Source organism: Serratia nevei (assembly GCF_037948395.1).
GTDB lineage: Bacteria > Pseudomonadota > Gammaproteobacteria > Enterobacterales > Enterobacteriaceae > Serratia > Serratia nevei.
Genome location: NZ_CP149940.1, coordinates 3091813 through 3114683, shown reverse-complemented (window position 1 = coordinate 3114683; position 22871 = coordinate 3091813). Strand labels below are relative to the sequence as shown.

The window sequence follows — 22871 nt, the reverse complement described above, 5'->3', positions numbered from 1 at the left end:
ACTGATGCTGAAAAAATGGTTTATCGCGCTGTGCGTCGGGCTGGTGTGCTTGCCGGCGGCGGCGGAGCGCATCCGCGATCTGGTGACGGTGCAGGGCGTGCGAGACAACGCCCTGATCGGCTACGGCCTGGTGGTGGGGCTGGACGGCTCCGGCGACCAGACCATGCAGACGCCGTTTACCACCCAAAGCCTGAGCAACATGCTGTCGCAGCTGGGCATCACCGTGCCGCCGGGCACCAACATGCAGCTGAAAAACGTGGCGGCGGTGATGGTAACCGCCAAACTGCCGCCGTTCTCGCGCGCCGGGCAGAACATCGACGTGGTGGTTTCTTCGATGGGCAACGCCAAGAGCCTGCGTGGCGGCACCCTGCTGATGACGCCGCTCAAAGGCGTGGATAACCAGGTTTATGCGCTGGCGCAGGGCAACGTGCTGGTCGGCGGCGCGGGTGCGGCGGCCGGCGGCAGCAGCGTGCAGGTCAACCAGCTGGCGGGCGGGCGCATCAGCAACGGCGCCACCATCGAGCGCGAGCTGCCGACCACCTTCGGCAGCGGCGGCGTTCTCAACCTGCAGCTGAACGACGAAGATTTCACGCTGGCGCAGCAGATCAGCGACGCCATCAACCGCCAACGCGGCGGCGGCACCGCGACGCCGCTCGACGCCCGCACGATCCAGGTGCTGGTGCCGCAGGGCAACAGCTCTCAGGTGCGCTTCTTGGCGGAGATTCAAAACATCACCGTCAACGTCGGGGCGATGGATGCCAAAGTGATCATCAACTCGCGCACCGGTTCGGTGGTGATGAACCGCGATGTGATCCTCGACTCTTGCGCCGTCGCCCAGGGCAACCTGTCGGTGGTGGTCGATCGGCAGAACACCGTCAGCCAACCGACGACGCCGTTCGGCGGCGGCCAGACGGTGGTGACGCCAAACACCCAGATCTCGGTGCAACAGCAGGGCGGATCGCTGCAGAAGGTGAACGCCAGCGCCAACCTGAACAACGTGATCCGCGCGCTGAACGCGCTGGGTGCCACGCCGATCGATCTGATGTCGATCCTGCAGGCGATGCAGAGCGCCGGCTGCCTGCGCGCCAAACTGGAAATCATCTGATGGCCGGCGATCTGATGGCGATGTCGGGCGCGGCCTATGACGCCCAGGCGCTGAACGGTCTGAAGCGCGATGCGGCGGCCGACCCGCAGGGCAACCTCAAGCAGGTGGCCCAGCAGGTAGAAGGCATGTTCGTGCAGATGATGCTGAAAAGCATGCGCTCTGCCTTGCCGCAGGATGGGGTATTGAGCAGCGATCAAACGCGGCTCTATACCTCGATGTACGACCAGCAAATCGCCCAGCAGATGTCGCAAAAAGGGCTGGGGCTGGCCGACATGATGGTCAAGCAGATGAGCAACGCCAATACTGTGCCGAGTGAAACGGCGGGCCTGTCGCCGATGGCGCTGGACAACGAGGTGCTGCAAACGCTGCCGAACCAGGCGCTGGAGCAGATGGTGCGCCGCGCGATGCCGAAAGCCCCGCCGGCCGCCGCGCCGCTGTCGCTCAACAACGGCAACTTCGTCGCTCGCCTGTCGATACCGGCGAAGGTCGCCAGCCAGCAGAGCGGCATTCCGCATCAGCTGATCGTCGCGCAGGCGGCGCTGGAGTCCGGTTGGGGGCAGCGCGAGATCCCGACCTCGGACGGCACGCCGAGCTACAACCTGTTCGGCATCAAGGCCGGCGGCAGCTGGAACGGGCCGGTGACGGAGATCACCACCACCGAGTTCGAACAGGGCGCGGCGAAGAAGGTGAAGGCGAAGTTCCGCGTCTACGGCTCGTACGTCGAGGCGATCGCCGATTACGTCAAGCTGCTGACCAACAACCCGCGCTATGCCGACGTGGCCGCCGCGCGCAGCCCGGAGCAGGCGGCGCATGCGTTGCAACGCGCCGGCTACGCCACCGACCCGCAGTACGCCAGCAAACTGGTCAGCGTGATTCAGCAGATGAAGAACGCAGGGGAACAGGCGGTCAAAGCGTATACCCACGATTTGAAAGATTTGTTCTAAATCCCCGTCAGGCTTGACGCCGCAGCGGCGTTGACTGCACAAGCTCGTCCCCGGTCACTTGGCTTAACCAGGCTCCCGGGGACGCCCTTGCTTGTCGCCTTGTTGCGACGCCAATTATTGAGGGGGTAGGCGGTCATGAAGGCTGGCTGGATGCTGACCGCATTGCCGCTTTTTTTCCTCAAGTTCTTCTCATTTTTGCCGATAACCGAGACAGGCTGAGCGAACAGGCTCAGCAGCTCAATTAGAACCCTGTGGGCCACCGGCGCCGCAGCATAAGGAATCCCGATGTCCAATAGCTTAATCAATACCGCGATGAGCGGGCTGAATGCGGCTCAGGTGGCGCTCAGTACCGTCAGCAACAACATCTCCAACTACAACGTGGCGGGCTATAACCGCCAGACCGCGATCCTGGCGCAGAACGGCGGCATGGCCACCATGAGCGGCTTTATCGGCAACGGCGTGACCGTCACCAGCGTCAACCGCGAGTACAACCAGTTCATCACCAACCAGCTGCGCGGTGCGCAAAGCGCCTTCGGGGCGCAAAACGCCTATTACGAGAAGATTTCGCAGATAGACAACCTGCTGGCGAGCAAAACCAACCCGCTGTCGACCAACATGCAGGATTTCTTCACCAACCTGCAGAACCTGGTGAGCAACGCCGGTGACGACGCCGCGCGCCAGACGGTGCTGGGCAAGGCCAACGGCCTGGTGAACCAGTTCAACAACACCGACAAATTCCTGCGCGACATGGACAACGGCGTCAATCAGCAGATCAGCGATACGGCGCAGCAGATCAACAGCTACGGCCAACAGATCGCCAAGCTGAACGACGAGATCACCCGTTTGCGCGGCAGCGCCGGCGGCGAGCCGAATGCGTTGCTGGATCAGCGCGATCAGTTGGTTACCGAGTTGAATCAGCTGGTGGGCGTGCAGGTCACGCAGCAGGATGGCGACGCTTATACCGTCTCCTTCGCCAACGGTTTGACCCTGGTGCAGGGCAGCAACACTTATCAGGTGGAGGCGATGCCTTCCAGCAGCGATCCTTCCCGCCTGACCATCGGTTATAACCGCGGCAATGGCGCCAGCGAAGTGCCGGAAGGCCAGATCACCAGCGGCAGCCTGAGCGGCGTGCTGAAATTCCGCAGCGAGACGTTGGACGGCGTGCGCAATCAGCTGGGCCAGTTGGCGTTGGCGATGGCGGACAGCTTCAACCAGCAGCATCGCGCCGGTTTCGACCTGAACGGTGACGCAGGCGGCGACTTCTTCAGCTTCAGCGGCGGCCGGGTGGTGGATAACACCCGCAACACCGGCGACGCGTCGCTGTCGGTCGCTTACACCGACACCGGCAAGGTGAAGGCCAACGATTATCGCGTCGAGTTCGACGGCAGCAACTGGCAGGTCAGCCGCCTGCCGGACAACGTGAAAGTCAACGCCACGCCGGGCACCAGCGCCGATGGCAAACCGACGCTGAACTTCGATGGGCTGGAAGTGAGCATCGACGGCAATGCGCAGGCTAAAGACAGCTTCACCGTGAAGCCGGTCAGCGACGTGGCGGGCAACCTGAAAGTGGCCATCACCGATTCGTCCAAGATCGCCGCCGCCGGTAAAGATGACAGCGGCCGAGGCGATAACGAAAACGCCAAGAAGCTGCTGGATCTGCAGACCAAAAACCTGGTGGACGGCAAGGCGACCCTGAGCGGCGCTTATGCTGGCATCGTCAGCGGCGTCGGTAACCAGACCGCTGCCGCCAAGGCTGTCGCCACTTCGCAGGCCAAGATCGTGAAGCAGCTGGGCGAGCAACAGCAGTCGATGTCCGGCGTTAACCTTGACGAAGAGTACGGCGAGCTGCTGCGTTTCCAGCAGTACTACATGGCCAACGCGCAGGTGATTCAGACCGCCAGCTCGCTGTTCGATGCGCTGCTGAACATTCGTTGATTTCATTGTTAACCGGCGCCGATAACGGCGCCGGTCGCTCAGAGTAAGGAACCCACAGCATGCGCATGAGCACCAGCATGATGTACCAACAGAACATGAACGGCATCACGGGCAACCAGTCGCTGTTCATGAAGGCCGCCGAGCAGCTTGCTACCGGCAAGCGGGTGATCAACCCGTCCGACGATCCGCTGGCGGCGTCGCGCGCGGTGATGTTGTCGCAGTCGCAGGCGGAAAACAGCCAATACACGCTGGCGCGGACTTTCGCTCGCCAAAGCGTGTCGATGGAAGAAACGGTCTTGGCCGGCGCGACGTCCACCATCGCGGACATGAAGTCGCTGATCGTCAGCGCCGGCGGCACCGAAAGCGATAACGACCGCCAGTCGCTGGCCACCCAGCTGCAGGGGCTGAAAGATCAGCTGCTGAACCAGGCCAACAGCACCGACGGCAACGGCCGCTATATGTTCGGCGGATACGTGAACGACAAGGCGCCGTTCGTCGACAACGGCGGCACCGTCAGCTATCAGGGCGGCGACAAGACGGTTCAGCAGAAAGTGGACGCCAACCGCACCATGACCATCGGCCATACCGGCAACGCGGTGTTCATGTCGTTGACCAGCAACCCGAAGCCTGAGCCGGACGGCAGCGCGCCGGTCAGCAACGTGTTCGAGAGTATCGATATCGCGCTGAACGCGCTGAAAACGCCGCTGCAGGGCGCCGATGAGGCCACCAAGCAGCAGGTGAACGATGCGCTGGCGAAAGCCAACCGCGGCCTGGACAACTCTTACAACAACGTGCTGAGCGTGCGCGCCGAGTTGGGCAGCCAGCTGCAGGAGATGGATCAGCTGGACGGCATCGGTAAAGAGCGCGACATGACCAACCAGATCCAGATGAGCGCGTTGACGGATGCCGACCTGGCCGAGTCTATCTCGTCTTATTTCATGCAGCAGGCGGCGCTGCAGGCGTCATATAAAACCTTCAGCGATATGCAGGGCATGTCGCTGTTCCAGATGAATCGTTAAGAGCAAGACCCCGTTGCCTGACCGCGACGGGTTTCCCTTTAGTGCGCTTAGAAAACGCCTTCTCCGCCCCGCGGGGAGGGAGGCTTCTTGAAACCGGGCGCACTCGTTTGGCGCGTCACTCGTTCTCCCACTACTGACTGAGTGACGCGCCTTTTTTTCATCAGGGAAGAAATAATACGATTGTCACCCCTGTTTAATGCGCAACGGCATTATTGAAATCAGTGGCGGAAAAATCGCGATGGATATTATTTCCCTGACGATAAATAGCGGTGCTATTTCTTTTTCTTCTCTACCTTCCATTTTCCGCCGTCGGCCGTCTCGGTAAAAGAAACTCTAAATTTGTTGCTTTTCCAGTGGGTCAAACCGAATAACCGGCGTGCTTTGCGGTTGCTTTTCGCTTTAATCATGATCTCGCTCCTGTGGTTAGCAAAGGTCGATGCTGCGCCCTGCAGCCGGCAGGCTGCCGGACGCATTTATTCTGGGTGTAAGTTATCTGTCGCGCATTTAACAATGCGTGACTGCGTTATTCTTATTTTTTACTCGAGATAAACGTACTTTATCGCTGCGAAAAATAAGGAGGTGCAAGGCGATATTTTTTTGTTGCCGGGTCTATTCTAGGTCGGGGTTTTATTTATTCAAGCCACCGGAGACATTTGAACCTTAATCCGGATAAAAGGCGTTTCTCAGGCTTTTGTCCCAAGAAAGCGTTTTTATTGCCATTTTGTCTCAGGCGAAAACGGGGGGAAGGAAGGGGCTGCGCAGGGGCTTAGAAGGTCATGCCGCCGATCACCGCCGCCAGCCGATCGAAGATTTCACCGAACAGATGCTCGCAGAACGGGGCCAACATCGGCATCATCATGCCCAGCGTCATGATGCCGAAGGTCATGGTGACCGGGAAGCCGATCACGAAGACCGACAGTTGCGGCGTCATGCGGTTGAGCAAGCCGAGCGCCATGTTCAGCGTTAACAGCAGGCAGATCAGCGGCAGCGCCAGCATCATGCCGTTGATGAAGATCAGCGAGCCGACCTGGGTCAGCACCAGGAAACCGTTGCCGTTCAGCGGCTGCGTCTGGATAGGCAGGGTGTGGAAGCTGTCCGCCAGCAGCGAAATCAGCCACAGATGGCCGTCGAAGCTGAGGAACAGCAGCATCGCCAGCAGGTTGAGCAGGCGCGCCAGCACCGGCATGTTCGGGCCGCCGCTGGGATCGAAGAAGGTGGCGAACGACAGGCCCATCTGCATGCCGATCACTTCGCCCGCCAGGCGCACCGCCGCGAAGGCGAACTGCATGGTCAATCCCAGCGCCACGCCGATCAGAATCTGTTGAATCGCCAGCCACAGGCCGGCGGCGGAGAAGATCGGGATATTGCTGGCGGGCAGCGTCGGCGCGATCAGGATGACGATCAGCCCGCCAAGGCCGATTTTGACCTTTTTGCTGATTTGCTTTTCGCTGAATATCGGCGCGGTGCTTATCAGCGCCAGAATGCGCAGCAGCGGCCAAAAATAGTGGCTGAGCCAGACGGTGAGCTGGGCGCTGTCGAAGGTGAGCACGGTTAGCCGATCAGGGTGGGCAGGTTGCTGAACAGGGTGCGCATGTAGTCCAGCAGCAGGTTCAACATCCAGGGGCCGGCGATGATGATGGTGGCCACCACCGCCAGAATTTTGGGGATGAACGACAGCGTCATTTCGTTGATCTGGGTGGCGGCCTGCAGCAGGCTGACCACCAGGCCGCTGATCAGCGCCGCCAGCAGCAGCGGCGCGGCCAGCGCCAGCGCCACTTTCATCGCCTCGGTGCCGAGCGCCATAACCGATTCAGGTGTCATCTCGCGTTCTCCGATCGGGGGTTACGAATAGAAGCTCTGCGCCAGCGAGCCGAGCAGCAGCTGCCAGCCATCGACCAGCACGAACAGCATCAGCTTGAACGGCAGCGAGATGGTGGCCGGCGGCACCATCATCATCCCCAGCGCCATCAGCACGCTGGCGACCACCAGGTCGATAATCAGGAACGGAATGAACACCGTAAAGCCGATCTGGAAGGCAGTTTTCAGTTCGCTGGTGACGTAGGCGGGCAGCAGGATGCGCATCGGCACCGCTTCCGGGCCGGCCAGCGGCGGCTGATTGGCCAGCCTGGCGTACAGCGCGAGATCGGTTTCGCGCGTTTGGCGCAGCATGAATTCGCGCAGCGGCTGCGCGCCTTTATCCAGCGCGACCTCCAGCCCGATCTTGTCCTGGCTGAACGGCAGGTAGGCGTCCTGATAGACCTTGTCGAACACCGGCGACATGATGAAGAAGGTCAGGAACAATGCCAGCCCCAGCATCACCTGATTCGGTGGCGCCGACGGGGTGCCCAGCGCGTTGCGCAGCAGCCCGAGTACGATGATGATGCGGGTAAAGCTGGTCATCATCAGCAGCATGGCGGGCAGGAAGGTCAGCGAGGTCAACAGCACCAGCGTCTGCACCGGCAGCGACCAGCTTTGGCCGCCGTTGGCCAGCGGCTGACTGATCAGCCCCGGCAGTTGCGCCAAAGCCGCCGGGCTGATGAACAGCAGGGCGGCAGGGAGCCAAACCGCCGGACGGCGGACGAGGGTATGAAGAGTCGAGGTCATGCCGATTTTTCCGGGCGTTTCAGAACTTTTTGCATCAGTTGGCGGAAGTCCGCCGGCGTCGCCGCATCGGCCGCACCCTCGTCTTTCGGCGGGGCAGGCAGGGTGTGCAGCGGGGTGATCTGCTGGGCGGTGACGCCCAGTACCAGCAAGGTATCGTCGACTTCCACCACCACCACGCGCTCGCGCTGCCCGACCTGGCAACTGGCGCGCAGGTTGAGCAGCTTGTTGTTGCGCGCCTGCGGGGCGAAGCCCAGCCGGCGGAACAGCCAACCGGCCAGCAGGATCAGCAGCAGAATGCCGCCGAGCGCGCTGCTGACCTGCATCAACACCGAACCGGCCGGCAAGGCCGGCGCGGCGGGTTGTTGGGTACTTTGGACGGTAACGGGCGCCGCGACGGTCATCAGCGGCTCAGTCGACGCATGCGTTCGGACGGGGTGATGATGTCGGTGATGCGCACGCCGAACTTGTCGGCCACCACCACCACTTCACCTTGTGCGATCAGGTAACCGTTGATCAGGATGTCCAGCGGCTCGCCGGCCAGGCCGTCCAGCGCCACCACCGAGCCTTGCGACAGGCGCAGCAGCTCTTTGATGGTCATCTTGGTGCGCCCCAGTTCCACGGTCAGCTTGACCGGAATATCCAGGATCAGGTCGATATCCTGCAGGCTGCCGAGCGCATCCTGAGCTTCCAGCGACTTGAACACCCCTTCGGTGCTCGCGCCGGATTTCTCTGTCGACTGCTGCTCGTTAAACGCATCAGCCCACAGATCGTCTACGGATTCCTTTCCTTCGCCAGACGGTTGCTTAGGATCACTCATTGGGCTGTTCCTCACTCAGAGCATTCAAAATAGGGTTAATCAAATGTTCAACACGCAGGGCATATTGCCCGTTCAACGTGCCGTATTGGCTGGTCAGAACCGGTACGCCGTCCACATGGGCGATCAGGCGTTCCGGCTTGTCTATCGGTAATACATCGCCCGGCTGCAGCTTCAGGACTTTCGACAGCCGCATCGGGATATCGACGAAGTTGGCGATAAGCTCCAGTTCGGAGTGTTGCACCTGCTTCACCAGGGTTTCGCGCCAGTGGCTGTCTTCCTGCCGCGAATTTTCCAGCGGCGGGTTGGTCAACAGCTCGCGCAGCGGTTCGATCATCGCGAACGGAATGCAGATGTTGAACTCGCCGGTCAGCGCGCCGATCTCCACCTGGAACGGCGTGGTGACCACGATGTCGTTCGGCGAGGTGGTGATGTTGGTGAACTTCACCTGCATTTCGGCGCGCACGTACTCTACGTCGATCTTGTAGATGGCGCTCCAGGCGTCGCCGTAGGCGTCCAGCGCCAGGCGCAGCATGCGCTTGATCACCCGCTGTTCGGTCGGGGTGAACTCGCGGCCTTCGACCTTGGTCGGGAAGCGGCCGTCGCCGCCGAACAGGTTATCGACGGCGATGAACACCAGGCTCGGCGCGAACACGAACAGGGCGGTGCCGCGCAGCGGGTTCAGATGCACCAGGTTCAGGTTGGTCGGCACCGGCAGGTTGCGGGCGAACTCGTGATACGGCTGGATTTTGATCGGGCCGACGGTAATGTCCGGGCTGCGGCGCAGCAGGTTGAACAACCCCATGCGGAACTGCCGGGCAAAACGTTCGTTGATGATTTCCAGCGCGTGCAGACGCTCGCGCACCACGCGGCGCTGGGTGTTCGGATCGTAAGGCTTGACCTCGCTCTCTTTGCCGACTATCGCTTCGGGTTCATCACCCGCGCTGTCGCCGTTGAGCAAGGCGTCGATCTCTGCCTGTGAAAGAATGCTATCGCCCATAGTGATTACCGCAGTATGAAGGCGGTGAACAGCACGTCGCTGACCACCTGCTTCGGTTGTCCCTTAACCAGCGGCGGGCTGAGCACGTCCTTAATCTGCGCCACCAACTGTTGCTTCCCTTGTTCATTGGCCAGCTGGCTCGCTTCCTGACGGGAGAGCAGCATCAGCAGACGGCTGCGCACTTCCGGCAGAAAATCGTTCAGCTGGCGGCGGGTACTTTCGTCCGGCAGACGCAGCGTGAGGCCGATGTACAGCACGCGATCCGGGTTGTTGTCCGGCGTCACCAGGTTGACGGTAAAGGTGTCGAGCGGCATGAACACCGGCGCGGCCGGCGGTTGCTGTTTGGCGGCGGCCGGTTCGGCGCCGTTTTTATGCTGTTGCAGCAGCCACCAGCTGTAGCCCGCGGCGCCACAGGCGACGACGCTGATCAAGACCAGCAGGATGACCAGAAGGGGGCGTTTCGGTGCTGCCGGAAGGGAGTTCTGAGACATAGCGAAATCTAATTCCTGTTGTTCCACCCGCGGCCGGCGAGGCGGCGGGCATAGCGCGCGGCAAGGCCGCACGCATGACATGTAAAGGTATTATCGCGTCTATTGCGGCGTGCAATAGCCTGAATAGACGCGCAAATGGGTGCCAGCTTGGGCGTTTGCGGCGGCTTAGGCGAAAATATCGACGCCGTTGACCGCGCTGGCCATACGCTGCAGCGCCGCCGGTGCGCTGACGCCCTCGGCGGCTGCGCCGTCACCGCCATGATGTTCAGCATAGCTGGAACGCCCCTGGCCGTTGGAAGCCTGCTGTTGCGCCTGCTGCTGCCATTGCGGAGTGGACTCGCCGCCCACGCTGCTCTGCCCCAGGTTGATACCGCTCTCCGCCAGCGCGTGCCGCAGCTGCGGCATCGCCGCTTCCACCGCCGCACGCACCTGACCGTGAGCGGAGGCGATGTGCAGCTGCGCCTGCTGATCGTCCAGTTTCAGCGTGATCTGCAGGGCGCCCAGTTCCTGCGGGTGCAGGCGCAGCTCGGCGCTCTGCTGGCCGTTGCGGTGGAACATCAGCACCTGTTGGTTCAACGCCTGCTGCCACTCCGGGCTGCCCAGCTGCGCGTGGAGCTGCGGCGCAGGCGGTGCGGTCATCAGTGCGCTGGCAGGAGCGGCCGTTTGCGTTGGGCTGGCGGCGGCCAGGGCGACGGCGTGGTTGAGCGTCGGTGGCTGCTGCGCATCGCTCGCCGGCAGCGGCTGTGCGGTGCTTGCCCGTTCGCCGTTGGTCGGTTGCGGGAGCGCCGCCTTGGCATTATCGCCGTCGGTAGCCGACGTTTTCGCCCCTGTTAGCGAGGGAGCGGGGGATGCCGAGGAACGCGCGGCGGTTTTATCACCGGCCGCCGCGATGTTCAGCAGGCCATTGCCGGGCTGCAGCGCAGTCGCTTCGTCAGCGCTATCCACCGGCAGCGAACGTTGGCCTTCGGCCGGTTGCGCCTGGGCGACGATCGCGGCCGGCAGCATGGCGTACAGCGCCTGCAGCGTTGCGGCATCCAGTTCTTTGGCGGCGGCGATCGGCGGCTGCGCCGGTTTGTCGCCGGCGGCGGGCGCTTCGTCCTCGGCGCCCTCAGGTGAAAGCGCGTCGGCTGAGGCCGTCTGGCCCGGCAGCAGGCCGCCGCGCTCGCCGAAAGTGGCCAGCAGTTGATTGAGCTGGTTGCGGCTCAGGGCCGGGGCGCGTTCTTCGTCCGCGCTCAGCGCGACCGGCGGCTGTTTGCCGTCGGCGGCGGGCGCGAAACGGGCGCCGAGCAGCTGGGCGAAAGCGGACGACAGCTGGCTCTCATCCAGCGCCGACGTCAGTTCGGCCAGGCCGCCGGCGTCGCCGGGTAAGGCCAGGCCGGGCAGGGCGTTCAGATTCATGGGTTGATATTCCTTTGTGCACTGCGTTGAGCGAACTCATCCATCAGTTTTTGATCCCGTTTGTTCTCCTGCTGCTGCTCCGCCGTCAGAGCGCGGGTATGCAGGGTCTCGAAAGCGTTCAGCCGCTGTTGTTTGTCTTGCCATTGCTTCACCGCATGATCCACTTTCTGCCCCCACTGCAGCAGCTGCTGGCGGTGTTGGTCGATGGCCTGTTCCAGCGTGCCGATAAACTGCTGGTAGTTTTGCCAGCGTGAGCTGTCCATGCCGTCGCAGAGCGTATGATTCAGCTTCTGGCGGTATTCGTCCTGATAGTTGAGCAGCATCGACAGCTGCTGCTCTGCCGCCTGCTGCGCCTGCCGTACCTGGCCCAGCTGTTGCGCGGCCTGTTCCACCGCATCCTGCGCCAGATCTCGCAGGGTAATCAGGGGGGATTGTGATTTCATCGCTGTGCGCCTCTGGTGACGTTAAACAATCAACTGCTGCAGCTGTTGACAGGCTTCATCATAGCCGCTGCGTTCAAAGATGCCCTGTTGCAGGTAAGCTTCCATCTGCGGATACAGCGTCATCGCTTTGTCCAGCAACGGATCGCTGCCCGCCGCGTAGGCGCCGACGCTGATCAGATCGCGGTTGCGCTGATAGCTGGCCAGCATCTGTTTGAAGGTGCGCACCCGGCGGTAATGCTCTTCGTCGATCAGCGACGTCATGGCGCGGCTGATTGACGCTTCGATGTCGATCGCCGGGTAGTGACCGGCTTCCGCCAGGCGCCGGGACAGCACCACGTGGCCATCGAGAATTGCGCGCGCCGAGTCGGCGATCGGGTCTTGCTGATCGTCCCCTTCGGTCAACACGGTGTAGAAGGCGGTGATGGAACCGCCGCCGCTGATGCCGTTGCCCGCGCGTTCCACCAGCGCAGGCAGCTTGGCGAAGACCGACGGCGGATAGCCTTTGGTCGCCGGCGGCTCGCCGATGGCCAGGGCGATCTCACGCTGCGCCATGGCGTAGCGGGTGAGGGAATCCATGATCAGCAACACATGCTGCCCGCGATCGCGGAAATCTTCGGCGATGCGGGTGGCGTAGGCCGCCCCCTGCATGCGCAGCAGCGGCGACACGTCCGCCGGCGCGGCGATCACCACCGAGCGCGCCCGGCCTTCGGCGCCGAGAATGTTCTCGATAAAGTCTTTGACCTCGCGGCCACGCTCGCCGATCAGGCCAACGACGATCACATCCGCCTGGGTATAACGGGCCATCATGCCGAGCAGCACGCTCTTGCCGACGCCGGAGCCGGCGAACAGGCCCATACGCTGGCCGCGGCCGACGGTCAGCAGGCCGTTGATGGTGCGCACCCCCACGTCCAGCACCTGCTCGATCGGCGTGCGCTGCAAGGGGTTGAACGGCGCGGTGATCAGCGGCGCGCGGTAACCGGTTTCCGGTGAAGGCAGGCCGTCGAGCGGTTTGGCGCTGCCGTCCAGCACACGCCCCAACAGCGCGGGGCCGAGCGGCAGCTGTTTGCCGGCGCTTTGGCCTTCCGGTGCGATGCGGGCGTAAACCCGCGCGCCCGGCACGATGCCTTCCACTTCTTCCAGCGGCATCAGGAACAGCCGCTGGCCGTTGAAGCCGACCACTTCGCTTTCCACTTCCTGCACCTCACCGGCGTCGTGCCGTTCGATGAGGCAGGTCGCGCCGAGCGGCAGCTGCAGGCCGGTAGCCTCCAGCACCAGCCCGGTCGCACGGGTCAGGCGACCGTAGCGGCGCACCGTCGGCGCGCGCGCGATGCGTTTTTCCAGCGTATCCAGAGAGCTCAGCCAGCGGCCGAGACGCGCGGTCATCAGACTTCTCCCGGTGCCGCCAGGCGGCACAGTTCATGCCAGCGCGTTGCCAGACTGGCGTCGAGATCGCCTTCCTCGGCGCTGACCTTGCAGCCGCCCGGGTGCAGCTCGCCGTCCGCCAGCAGGCGCCAGCCGTGCAGGCTGAGGGTGACCCCCAGCTGCTGCTCGACGCGCGGGTAGTCGTCCGGGTGCACCCGCAGCTGCGGCTTGCCGTTGAACATCGGTTCCTGCTGGATCAGCTGTTGGATCTGCGCCAGCAGGGCGGTGCCGTCGCATACCGGAGGCTGGCCCAGCACCTGTTTGGCGGCGGTCAGTGCCAGCTGCATCAGCCGCGAAGCGATCACGCTGTCGAGCGCGTCCAGCGTGTGCTGAAATTCGGTGACCAGCTGCTGCCAGTGGGCAGTCAGCGGCTGCTGCTGCTGTTGCGCTTCCAGCAGCCCTTGCTGGCGGCCTTCCTCCAGTCCGGACTGAAAACCGGCCTCATAGCCTTTTTGCTGGCCGTCGGCATAGCCCAACTGCTGGCCCTGTTGCTCCGCCTGCAGGCGCAGCGTCGCCAACTGCTGCTGCAATTCGGCCTGTGCGTCCGGCGACGGATCGTCAAGTTCGAGATCCGGCAACTGCGGCAGTTCGACAGCCGGTTTCTGTTCGCCCAAATCGTTGAGCGACCAGGGCTGCCAGGGCAGGGTGTTAATGCGATCAGACATAGGTGTCCTCGCCGCCGCCGATGATCATTTCGCCGCTTTCCGCCAGGCGTCTTACCACCAGCAGAATGGCTTTCTGCTCGTTCTCCACCTGCGACATGCGCACCGGCCCACGGTTGGCCAGATCGTCGCGCAGGATGTCGGCGGCGCGTTGCGACATGTTCTTGAGGAACTTCTCGCGCAGCGGCTGCTCGGCGCCTTTCAACGCAATCAGCAGCGACTCGCCTTCCACTTCCTGCAGCAGGCGTTGGATACTGCGATCGTCGACCTCCACCAGGTTTTCGAACAGGAACATCTCGTCGATGATCTTCTGCGCCAGCTCGCCGTCGTATTCGCGCATCGCGTCGATGACCGCTTCTTCCTGCTGGGTTTTCATCAGGTTGATGATCTCGGCGGCGGTGCGCACCCCGCCCATTTTGCTGCGCTTGAGGTTCTGGCCGTCGAGCAGGTTGTTCAGCACTTCGGTCAACTCCGCCAACGCCGCCGGCTGTACGCCGCCGAAGGTGGCGATACGCAGCATCACGTCGTTGCGCAGGCGTTCGTCGAACAGGGCCAGGATATCTGCCGCCTGGCCGCGTTTGAGGTGCACCAGAATGGTGGCGATGATCTGCGGGTGTTCGTCGCGGATCAGATCGGCAGCGCTCTGCGGCTCCATAAAGTTGAGCGTTTCCATGCCGGTGGTGGTCTCGCGCGATTCGAGAATGTCTTCCAGCAGGCTGGCGGCGCGCTCTTCGCCCAGCGCTTTGACCAGCACCGAACGCAGGTAGTCGCTGGCGTTGACGCTCAGCGCCGCGTATTGCTCGGCGTCGTCTTCAAACTCGGTCAGTATTTCGCCGAGCTGTTTGTGCGAAACCTGGCTCATGCCGGCCATGGTGCCGCTCAGCAGCTGTACTTCGCGCGAGGAGAGGTGTTTGAACACCTCCGCCGCGCGATCTTCACCCAGCGTCATCAGCAGGATGGCGCTTTTGTCGGTTCCGGTCAGGCTCATATCTCGTTACTCATCCATTGGCGGATTACCAGAGCGACCACGCGTGGGTCTTTGTCAGCCAGATCGCGGATCCGCTGGCTCTGGACTTCTGCGCTGACGCGCTGCTGCGATTTACGACGCTGCGCCAGCTCCTCGTTGCTCGGTTTGCTGCTGTCGACCGGTTTGGCGGCAGGGGCGTTGGCGGCGGCGGCGGCGGCCTGTTGCGCCGCCTGGCGCTGTTGCAGCTGCGGCCGCACCAGTTTGCGCCACAGCAGCCAGGCCACCAGCAGCACCAGCAGATAGCGGCCCGCGTCTATCAGACGATCGATAAACGACTGGCTTTGCCAGAACGGCAGTTCGCCACCGGTCACCTGACTGTCGGTAAACGGCGTGTTGACCACGTTCAGGGTATCGCCACGGCTGCTGGAGTAGCCCATCGCTTCACGCACCAGCGCTTCGATCTGCGCCAGCTGCTCTTTGCTCATCGGCTGCGGTTTGCCGTCTTTATCGGTGCCCAGATAGTTGACGACCACGGCGACCGACAAACGCTGCACGGTGCCGGCTTTTTGCTGGGTATGGCGAATGGTGCGGTCGAGCTCGTAGTTGGTGGTCGCGTCGCGACGGGTATTTTGCGGTACGCCGCTGGCCGCCGCGCTGCGGGTGGTCGCGGCGTTTTGCGCGGTGGCGTTGGCGTTGGCATTGTTGCCTGCGGTGGTGGCCGGCTTGGCGGTCTCAATCGGTGCCGTGGCCGGCGCGCTTGGCTGATTGGACAGTGCGCCCGGCACGCCGCCTACCTGTGGCCCGCCGATCTGCTCGCTCAGGCTGGTTTGCTGAGAGCGGATAGCGGCTTTGTCAGGCTGTTGATTAGGTTGGTACTGTTCATCGGTTTGTTCGCGAGTGGCGAAGTCGATTTGCGCCGTGACCTGCGCGCGCACGTTGGCGCTGCCGACCACCGGGGCGAGGATCGCTTCGATGCGGCGCTGGAAGCCGTTTTCCACTTCGTTGGCGTATTTCAGCTGCGAGGCGTTGAGATCGCGCCCGGTGCCGTCGGACTGCGTCAGCAGACGGCCAGCCTGATCGACCACGGTCACATTGCCCGGCGGCAGGCCGGCGACGCTGCTCGACACCATATAAACGATGGCGTTGATCTGGCCATCGTCCAGCGCACGTCCGGGTTGCAGGGTCAGCGTTACCGACGCGGAAGGGGATTTTTGTTCGCGCACGAACAGCGAAGGTTTAGGCAGCGCCAGGTGAACGCGGGCGTTTTGTACCGGCCCCAGCGATTCGATAGTGCGCGACAGCTCGCCCTCGAGGGCACGCTGATAGTTGATCTGCTCGCTGAACTGGCTGATGCCGAATTTTTCCTGATCCAGCAGTTCGAAACCGACGGCGCCGCCTTTCGGCAGCCCTTGCTGCGCCAGGCGCAGGCGGGTTTCATGCACCTTTTCCGCCGGGATCAGCAGCGCTGCGCCATTCTCGGCAAAGCGGTAAGGGATATTCATCTGCGTCAGCTGGGTGACGATGGCGCCACCGTCGCGGTCGTTCAGATTGCTGTACAGCACGCGGTAGTCGGGACTTTTCACCCACAACAGCAGCGCGACGACGATCGCGATCGCGGCGGAAGCGGCGACCAGCAACGGAATTTTCGGGTTGGCGCGCAGACGATTCCAGATGGCCTGCAGGCCGTTGTCGCGGCTTTCGCCGGCGGTTATCGAAGCACTCATTTTAGGTCTCGTCCTTCAATGGCGCTCACGATCCCGTACGGGCCGCTGAGCAGCTCCCTGCCAGGCTGATGAACGGTATGGTTAGCGTTGTGTGACAAAACAGACTCCCTGATACACATATCTTCTAAATAGCGGCGCTCCCATTTCTGGGCAGGCCATTATTCGCCTTATCAGACGATTCTGATTGCCCGATAAGCCGGGTTTTTTGCAGTTAATTAGCCGCTTTAGCTCTGAAAACGCTGTGCTAGGGTGTGCATCATTGGAGAAGTGCAGGGTGAAACGTCACCCGGCGAGACGAGATGATTGAGGATCAGATGGCGATTCAGGGCATTGAAGGGGTACTGCAGCAGATGCAGACCATGGCGGTTCAGGCCGGCAAAATGGGGCAGAATGCGGTGCCACAGGGCGTCAGCTTCGCCAGCGAACTGACCGCGGCGCTCGGCAAGATCAGCGAGACCCAGCAAACGGCGCGCAAGCAGGCGCAGGATTTTGAACTGGGCGTGCCGGGCATCAGCCTGAACGATGTGATGGTCGATCTGCAGAAATCGTCGGTCTCTTTGCAACTGGGCGTGCAGGTGCGCAACAAGCTGGTGGCGGCCTACCAAGATATTATGAATATGCCGGTGTGACGTTCGGCCTGTGCCGCCTGTCAGAGCCGGGTCCGTCGCCAAAAGCGACGGATCTCGACGGCTAACAGGAGGGCAAAAGGGCCGATGACAAACAGAGTCAGCAACATCGAAAAGGCCTCAGTCCGCCAATTCCGCAATCCGTTCGTGGGCGTTCGCCAGTCCCTGCGCGAGGCCGTGCGGTTTCATATCCAGCCCTTCGGCATAGATAAATTGCACGTCGCCGATCCCCATCAGCCCCAGCACCGACCGCAGGTAGGGCGTCACGGCGTCGGTCGGCTGGCCGGCATGTACGCCGCCGCGTGAGCTGAATACCAGCGCATTGACGCCCTCGACCAACCCGACCGGGTAGGTGGCGGTATAGTTGAACGTTACCCGGGCGCGGGCCACCAGATCGAACCAGTTTTTCAGCTGGGTCGGTACGTTGAGGTTGTACATTGGCGCCCCGATCAGCAGCAGATCGCTCCCTTTCAGTTCGGCAATCAGCCGATCGGACAGCGCCACCGCCGCTTGCGCGCGTGGACTGGTGTTTTCCGCGCCGCGCAGCGCACTGAACAGCTCGCCGTCCAATACCGGCAGATCCAACGCCGTCAGATCGTGCTCGACGATCTTATCTTCGTGCCCTTTGGCCCGACGTTCCGCCAGATAGCGGTCAATCAGGTTATTGGTCTGCGAGTCGTTTCCCATAATGCTGGATTTGAGCACCAGTATTTTTTTCATGTGGTTGTCCTCTGACGATCATCTGTGGTTTTCACCGGGAATTCCGGAATGACTGCAGGTTATCATTGCTTGATGTTCACCAGTGGTGATAGGTTTTCACTTAATTGATTCCAATTTGGAAACGGTAAAATGAAAAGCGATCTCAGCGCGCTGCCGGCTTTTGTCGCCGTGGCGGAAGGCGGCAGTTTTGCCGCCGCCGCAGATAAACTGCATCTGACGCGCTCCGCGGTCAGCAAAATCGTGTCGCGGCTGGAGGCGCGGCTCGGCGTGATGTTGTTTATGCGCACTACGCGCAGCCTGAGCCTGACGGATGAAGGGGCGCTTTACTACGAGCACTGCCGGCAGGCGTTGGCGAACATACAGGCGGCGGAAAATCAGCTGGACAGCGGCAAGATGCAGGTCAGCGGCCGGCTCAGGGTCTCGGTGCCGGTGTTGTTCGGCCACCTGTGCATCGCCCCCTTGCTGACGGCGCTGGCGAATGAGCATCCGTTGTTGACGCTGGAAATCTCGTTCAGCGATCGCAGGATCGATCTGGTCGACGAGGGGTTCGATCTGGCGGTACGCATCGGCGAGCTGGCGGACAGCGGCAGTCTGGTTGCCCGGCGCCTGGGTGAACACGGCATGCTCCTGTGCGCTTCGCCCGACTACCTGCGGCGCAGCGGAGAACCGAGCACGGTGGACGCGTTAAGCCGACATCAGGCGGTGGGGTATCTGCACGCGGGGGCGGTGTTGCCCTGGCAACTTCGCGGCGAAAACGGCGAGCTGCAATCGTTCAGGCCACCGGCCAAGATGATGATGGATGACATGCAGGGGATCGTCGATGCCGTTTCCGCCGGTGCCGGTATTGCCTGGCTGCCGGAGTGGCTGGTACGCGATCGGTTGGCGGCGGGGACGTTGGTGGAGATCATGCGCGGTGAGTCCAGCCTCAGTTTTCCGGTGAATGTGGTATGGCCCTATATGCCTTACCAGCCGCTCAAGGTGCGGCTGGCGGTGGACAAACTGGTGGCGGAGCTGCCGGGGAAATTGGCGCTTGTGGCGCCGTCGGTATCACAACGCTAAGGGCCGGAGCCACAACTGACAGGAAACGGACGCTAATGTACCGAATAGAGGGACGAAAACGGCGCTGTCAGGCTTATTGAATGCCCAGGTGACCGTTTATTATGGCCTGATTAGTAGGGTTATTATTCGAGGCAGGTCAATGAGCACGAAAAGCGAATCCAGATGGCGTCTGATCAGTATTTTAATGCTGACGGTACTCGCCGTATTAATTGGCATTCTGGTTAAATTGGACTGAAGTCTGACCAGGCGATAAAAGCCTGGCCATTTTATTGTGCGGCAAGTAAGCGCATCATGTCTTCTTCATACAGCAATGCTAAAAGCCACAGCCCCAACAACATTATTGCCAGAGAAAATAATCGCTTTTCATTACGCATCGTTTAATTTGCTCTTCGGCGGTTCGACGTTGCGTAGCCTATCTCAGCGTTGTGACAACTGTTAGGAACCTGTGCTAAATAAAGCCATTTTGTTGCGCGTCTATTTATGTTTCTCCGGCGGCTATCGCTTCGGCCCCCAGGGGGCCAGGTTCCATAATCCTTTGGTGGCCGCGAATGGCGGTCGGCGCAAAGCCGAAGCGCTTGCGAAAACGTTCGGCGAAACGCGACGCGCTTTCATAGCCGACATGTTGTGCGATGGCGGATATCGGCCAGTCGGTAGATTGCAGCAGGGCCAGCGCACTGCTCATGCGCACGTCGATCATCAGGTTGCGCAACGCGGTATTTTCCATCGACAGTTTGCGGCGCAGCATCACTTCACTCATCGACAGGCTCTCCGCGACTTTGGCCGCGGTCCAAATGCTGTGCGGATCGGTTGCCAGGCAGCGGCGCACACGCTGCGTCAGGTCTTTGGCTTCGTTGTGGATGAAACGAATGCCGAACTGGGCCAGCCACAGCAGAATTTCCAGCATTTTGTGCCGCACGATGATGGTGGGAAAACGCTGCCGGAGCGCCAGCGCCAGGCTGGTGGTCTCAAAGCTGTGCTTCAGGGCGCAGGGCAGATTACGCAGCGCCAGGACGGCGTCGAACGGCATCGGCGCCGGCGTTTCCTCGGCCGGAGGCTGAAGAGTGAGCAACAGAGGGTCGCAGGTCAGCAACTGACAGCTGAACACACCCTCTTCGGAGGGGCCGTTAATAATATCCACCGTTTGTCCCCCGTCGATAATCAACAGCTCGCCGGGATGAGCCACCACTTCATGTTGTTGCCAGCGTACGCGCTTATGGCCTTGTTGTATCAGATACAGATGTGGTTGCTCAAAATAGACTGAAGGGAATAATAATTCAGTATGCTGAACGATGTGCGCTGAGGCACCAATTCCTGGACAGAGATTAATTGTACGTTCCATCGATATTCATTTCGCAGCCATTATCTGGGAATATCTTTACGCTTTGATCCGCGTTGGAGCAACATTTTTCCATGGGCTGTGAAACACAGCGGCGTGTTTTATCTATCAAAAATCAATTTCCTGCTGAACAGAAAACGTCCGTGTCGGGATGATGCTTATCCATTAAAGTGAGAGCCAGGCTCGAAGCGCGCATTTTACCAATTACCCATAAGCTGAATAATTCAAATGCCATAGATTAATATCCTAACGTAACCCGAGAGTAATAGCGCATGGTGCTATTTAATCCATTTTCGTCAGTATTGTCGATCTTATCGGACCTGTGGTTCCCCCAGCAACAGCGCGCGGTCATGAAACTGGCCGTAGGTATTGTTGACCACGTTCTGGCGCGTGGACTGCTCGATCAGCGTTTTCAGCTCATCCATGCGCTGCTGTAACAGACGTTTGAGCTCGGTTTCGTTGTCGAGGATCTGTTGCAGCTTATTGCGCAGCATCTCCTGCAAGGCCATAGACGGGCCGGCTTGCCCGGTAAAGGCGGCGGTTTTTTCCACCGCCGTCACGTAGGCGAATTCGAGTTCGACGAGCTCTTCCCAGCGCCCGGTTTGCGCCAGCGCGATCATCTGGCTGCTCAGGCTGTAAATTTGTTGATAAGCGGCTAACAGCTGCTGTTGACGTTCCATTACACGGCGTCCTGCGAAGGTTGGTAGTTGGGGCCGATCTGGCGCCAGGCGTCGGCGATGTTCTCCAGCAGTTTGACCACTTCGGCGATCGCCGCCTCGTCGTTATGCAGGTTGGCCTGCATTAACCGACGCTTCATGTAGTCGTACAACGCCGCCAGGTTTTCGGCGATCTCGCCGCCCTGTTGAGGGTCGAGGCCGCCTTTCAGGCCGTTGTCGATGATGTTGATGGCTTTGGACAGCGCCAGGCCTTTGCCGGCGATATCGCCCTGGTTCATCAGGATGCGTGCGCGAAGCAGGGCGCTGAGCGCCCCGTCGAACAACATCACGATTAACTGGTGCGGGCTGGCGCTCATGGCGCCGCTTTCCAGACTGACCTGTGCATAGGCCTGAGTGCCGCTACGGTTATACATGCTGTTTTCTTTACCTTGTTAAAGGGTTACTTGAACTGTTGAGCCAAATAGTTACTGGTGCCGTTCATTTTCGACATCATGGTATCCAGCTGAACGAACTGCTGTTTATAGCGGTCGATGGTGCTCTGAATGCTGGCCGTGACCGTGGTGATCTGGCTGTTCAGGCGATCGAGGTTGGTGTTGATGCTCTTGGTCGAGTTCTCGATGATGCCGCCGGATTTGATGTAGCTCTGGATCTCGTTATGGATCTCGGTGGCCATGCCGGTGTCTTTGCCGTTGCCGACGAAGAAGTTGCTGACTTGATCCGGTTTTTCATCCATCGCTTTTTTCAGCTTGGCGCTGTCGATTTCCAACTTGCCGGTTTTGGTGTTGGTGGAGATGCCGAGGTTGCCCAGGCCTTTCAGCTCCGGGTTATCTTGGACTGCGCTCAGCGCGCTTTTGATCGAAGATTGAACGCCGCGCAGGGTGTTGTCGCCGAGCAGCGGGCCGTTGCTGGGGTTTGGCGCTTCGCCGGTTTTCACCGGGGTATATTTGGTCAGCGAATTAAAGGTGTCCAGCAGCGAGTTATAGCTATCGACCCACTCTTTGATTTTGTCGGCGGTGCCGGCGGTGTTGGCGCTGATCACCAGGTTTTGCGGCTCGCCATCTTTGGTCTTGGTCTTCAGATCGATGGTGACGCCCTGCAGGGCATCGCTGATCGAGTTGGTGCTGCGCTTGATAGCGGTGCCGTTTACCATCAACTCTGCATCTTGCGGCGCGACCGTTTGCTTCATGGCGGTGCCGGTACCGCGGGTGGCGTTGTAGTTCAGGATATCGCCGAGTTTGTCGTCGTTATCGACCTGCAGAGAAATCTTGTTGTTTTCACCGGTGGTGGAAGAGCTGATTGCCAGCTGATAGTCGTTATCGCCGACGCGCATGATGCTGGCGGTGACGCCGGCCTTGGCGCCGTTGATGGCGTCGCGCAGTTCCAGCAGTGAGGTTTGATCGTCGCTGAGCGGGATTTTGGTTTCTTTCGGTGGGTTACCGGCGGTGATGGTCAGAGCGCGGTCGGTGGCGCCTTCGGTGCCTAACTTGGCACCCTGGTCGCTGACTTTTGCCTGAGTGGTCAGGGTTTGCGCCTGCGCCAACTTTTTCACTTCTACCACGTAGTTGCCCGGCACCGCTTTGGCGTTGGTGGTGATCTTGAAGGCGTCGTGTTCGGTGGCGGTAGTGGCTTTGAAGAAGTCTTCTTTCGCCATCTCTTTGCTGATGTTATCGAACTTTTCCAACGCGCCTTTCAGGGTGCCGTAACCGGTCAGCTGTGCGTTGTAGCTGGACTGTTTGGTGGTGTAAGGGGTCAGGCGCTGTTGTTCTGCTTTGGTCAGCTTATCCAGCAAGCCGTTGAGGTCGAGTCCTGAGCCGAGACCTAATGAACTGATCGTTGCCATGAGTAATTCTCCTTGATGATGACTTTATTCGCTCTACGCGTTATCGGCCCAGCGGTGAAAAAGTTTACCGAAAAAAACAAAAAAA

At 60.9% G+C, this 22871-nt stretch carries 25 protein-coding genes; 6 read left to right on the top strand and 19 right to left on the bottom strand.

Features of this window, described 5'->3' with window-relative positions; genetic code table 11:
• Positions 1-4 precede the first annotated feature (4 nt).
• The 4 genes from V8N38_RS14965 (at position 5) to flgL (ending at position 5003) form a co-directional block, all read left to right on the top strand.
• Positions 5-1105, top strand: coding sequence for a flagellar basal body P-ring protein FlgI (locus tag V8N38_RS14965; protein WP_004934816.1), 1101 nt, complete (start codon positions 5-7; stop codon positions 1103-1105).
• Complete coding sequence (flgJ, locus tag V8N38_RS14960) at positions 1105-2049, top strand: flagellar assembly peptidoglycan hydrolase FlgJ (RefSeq protein WP_049200258.1); 945 nt, start codon at positions 1105-1107, stop codon at positions 2047-2049. The genes V8N38_RS14965 and flgJ overlap by 1 nt, the downstream gene beginning before the upstream one ends.
• A gap of 285 nt (positions 2050-2334) precedes the next feature.
• Positions 2335-3984 carry a flagellar hook-associated protein FlgK gene (gene flgK / locus V8N38_RS14955; RefSeq protein WP_147839807.1) on the top strand — a complete coding sequence of 550 codons (1650 nt, stop codon included), beginning with the start codon at positions 2335-2337 and terminating at the stop codon, positions 3982-3984.
• Between the two features lie 59 nt (positions 3985-4043).
• Positions 4044-5003, top strand: coding sequence for a flagellar hook-associated protein FlgL (gene flgL / locus V8N38_RS14950; protein ID WP_060439717.1), 960 nt, complete (start codon positions 4044-4046; stop codon positions 5001-5003).
• Between the two features lie 272 nt (positions 5004-5275).
• On the opposite strand, the gene sra is transcribed toward flgL, so the two are convergent.
• The 14 genes from sra to fliF all read right to left on the bottom strand — a co-directional run bounded on the left by sra (position 5276) and on the right by fliF (position 16528).
• Positions 5276-5410: a stationary-phase-induced ribosome-associated protein gene (sra, locus tag V8N38_RS14945; protein WP_087763075.1), complete on the bottom strand. Its 135-nt coding sequence runs from the start codon at positions 5408-5410 to the stop codon at positions 5276-5278.
• A 359-nt stretch (positions 5411-5769) separates the two neighbouring features.
• Positions 5770-6552 carry a flagellar biosynthetic protein FliR gene (gene fliR / locus V8N38_RS14940; protein ID WP_033632754.1) on the bottom strand — a complete coding sequence of 261 codons (783 nt, stop codon included), beginning with the start codon at positions 6550-6552 and terminating at the stop codon, positions 5770-5772.
• 2 nt (positions 6553-6554) lie between these two features.
• Entirely contained in the window at positions 6555-6824 is a 270-nt protein-coding gene (gene fliQ, locus V8N38_RS14935) for a flagellar biosynthesis protein FliQ (protein ID WP_004934803.1), read from the bottom strand.
• Positions 6825-6845: 21 nt separating this feature from the next.
• Complete coding sequence (fliP, locus tag V8N38_RS14930; protein WP_025303257.1) at positions 6846-7607, bottom strand: flagellar type III secretion system pore protein FliP; 762 nt, start codon at positions 7605-7607, stop codon at positions 6846-6848.
• Positions 7604-8008 (bottom strand): flagellar biosynthetic protein FliO, encoded by a 405-nt coding sequence (fliO, locus tag V8N38_RS14925; protein WP_060425879.1) that lies wholly within the window; start codon positions 8006-8008, stop codon positions 7604-7606. Before fliO ends, fliP begins: the two co-directional genes overlap by 4 nt.
• The gene (fliN, locus tag V8N38_RS14920) at positions 8008-8424 is read right to left on the bottom strand and encodes a flagellar motor switch protein FliN (protein WP_038876868.1); all 417 of its coding nucleotides are present in this window, start codon (positions 8422-8424) and stop codon (positions 8008-8010) included. Before fliN ends, fliO begins: the two co-directional genes overlap by 1 nt.
• Positions 8417-9421 (bottom strand): flagellar motor switch protein FliM, encoded by a 1005-nt coding sequence (fliM, locus tag V8N38_RS14915; RefSeq protein WP_025303254.1) that lies wholly within the window; start codon positions 9419-9421, stop codon positions 8417-8419. Before fliM ends, fliN begins: the two co-directional genes overlap by 8 nt.
• A 5-nt stretch (positions 9422-9426) precedes the next feature.
• Positions 9427-9912, bottom strand: coding sequence for a flagellar basal body-associated protein FliL (gene fliL, locus V8N38_RS14910; protein WP_004934797.1), 486 nt, complete (start codon positions 9910-9912; stop codon positions 9427-9429).
• A gap of 165 nt (positions 9913-10077) precedes the next feature.
• Positions 10078-11310 carry a flagellar hook-length control protein FliK gene (locus V8N38_RS14905; RefSeq protein WP_147839808.1) on the bottom strand — a complete coding sequence of 411 codons (1233 nt, stop codon included), beginning with the start codon at positions 11308-11310 and terminating at the stop codon, positions 10078-10080.
• Positions 11307-11753 carry a flagellar export protein FliJ gene (fliJ, locus tag V8N38_RS14900; protein ID WP_033647768.1) on the bottom strand — a complete coding sequence of 149 codons (447 nt, stop codon included), beginning with the start codon at positions 11751-11753 and terminating at the stop codon, positions 11307-11309. Before fliJ ends, V8N38_RS14905 begins: the two co-directional genes overlap by 4 nt.
• Before the next feature lie 21 nt (positions 11754-11774).
• Positions 11775-13136 carry a flagellar protein export ATPase FliI gene (gene fliI / locus V8N38_RS14895; protein ID WP_004934781.1) on the bottom strand — a complete coding sequence of 454 codons (1362 nt, stop codon included), beginning with the start codon at positions 13134-13136 and terminating at the stop codon, positions 11775-11777.
• Positions 13136-13840: a flagellar assembly protein FliH gene (gene fliH / locus V8N38_RS14890; RefSeq protein WP_038876881.1), complete on the bottom strand. Its 705-nt coding sequence runs from the start codon at positions 13838-13840 to the stop codon at positions 13136-13138. Before fliH ends, fliI begins: the two co-directional genes overlap by 1 nt.
• Positions 13833-14825 (bottom strand): flagellar motor switch protein FliG, encoded by a 993-nt coding sequence (gene fliG, locus V8N38_RS14885; RefSeq protein ID WP_033634975.1) that lies wholly within the window; start codon positions 14823-14825, stop codon positions 13833-13835. The genes fliH and fliG overlap by 8 nt, the downstream gene beginning before the upstream one ends.
• The gene (fliF, locus tag V8N38_RS14880; protein ID WP_060420817.1) at positions 14822-16528 is read right to left on the bottom strand and encodes a flagellar basal-body MS-ring/collar protein FliF; all 1707 of its coding nucleotides are present in this window, start codon (positions 16526-16528) and stop codon (positions 14822-14824) included. Before fliF ends, fliG begins: the two co-directional genes overlap by 4 nt.
• 314 nt (positions 16529-16842) lie before the next feature.
• On the opposite strand from fliF, the gene fliE reads away from it, so the two are divergent.
• On the top strand, positions 16843-17157 hold the full coding sequence (fliE, locus tag V8N38_RS14875) for a flagellar hook-basal body complex protein FliE (RefSeq protein WP_060440673.1): 315 nt from the start codon (positions 16843-16845) through the stop codon (positions 17155-17157).
• Positions 17158-17274: 117 nt separating this feature from the next.
• Here fliE and V8N38_RS14870 read toward each other — a convergent pair whose 3' ends face one another.
• Positions 17275-17874: an FMN-dependent NADH-azoreductase gene (locus tag V8N38_RS14870; protein ID WP_147190147.1), complete on the bottom strand. Its 600-nt coding sequence runs from the start codon at positions 17872-17874 to the stop codon at positions 17275-17277.
• Positions 17875-18003: 129 nt separating this feature from the next.
• Between V8N38_RS14870 and V8N38_RS14865 the strand changes: the two genes are divergently transcribed.
• Positions 18004-18933: a LysR family transcriptional regulator gene (locus tag V8N38_RS14865; RefSeq protein ID WP_147839809.1), complete on the top strand. Its 930-nt coding sequence runs from the start codon at positions 18004-18006 to the stop codon at positions 18931-18933.
• Positions 18934-19411: 478 nt separating this feature from the next.
• Here the strand turns inward: V8N38_RS14865 and V8N38_RS14860 are convergent, their stop codons facing one another.
• From V8N38_RS14860 to fliD, 4 genes are all read right to left on the bottom strand, one after another.
• Positions 19412-20272, bottom strand: coding sequence for a helix-turn-helix transcriptional regulator (locus V8N38_RS14860; protein WP_060420825.1), 861 nt, complete (start codon positions 20270-20272; stop codon positions 19412-19414).
• A gap of 308 nt (positions 20273-20580) precedes the next feature.
• Complete coding sequence (gene fliT / locus V8N38_RS14855) at positions 20581-20949, bottom strand: flagella biosynthesis regulatory protein FliT (protein ID WP_038876898.1); 369 nt, start codon at positions 20947-20949, stop codon at positions 20581-20583.
• Positions 20949-21359: a flagellar export chaperone FliS gene (gene fliS / locus V8N38_RS14850; RefSeq protein WP_038876901.1), complete on the bottom strand. Its 411-nt coding sequence runs from the start codon at positions 21357-21359 to the stop codon at positions 20949-20951. Before fliS ends, fliT begins: the two co-directional genes overlap by 1 nt.
• Positions 21360-21385: 26 nt before the next feature.
• On the bottom strand, positions 21386-22786 hold the full coding sequence (gene fliD, locus V8N38_RS14845) for a flagellar filament capping protein FliD (protein WP_147839810.1): 1401 nt from the start codon (positions 22784-22786) through the stop codon (positions 21386-21388).
• Positions 22787-22871: the final 85 nt, after the last annotated feature.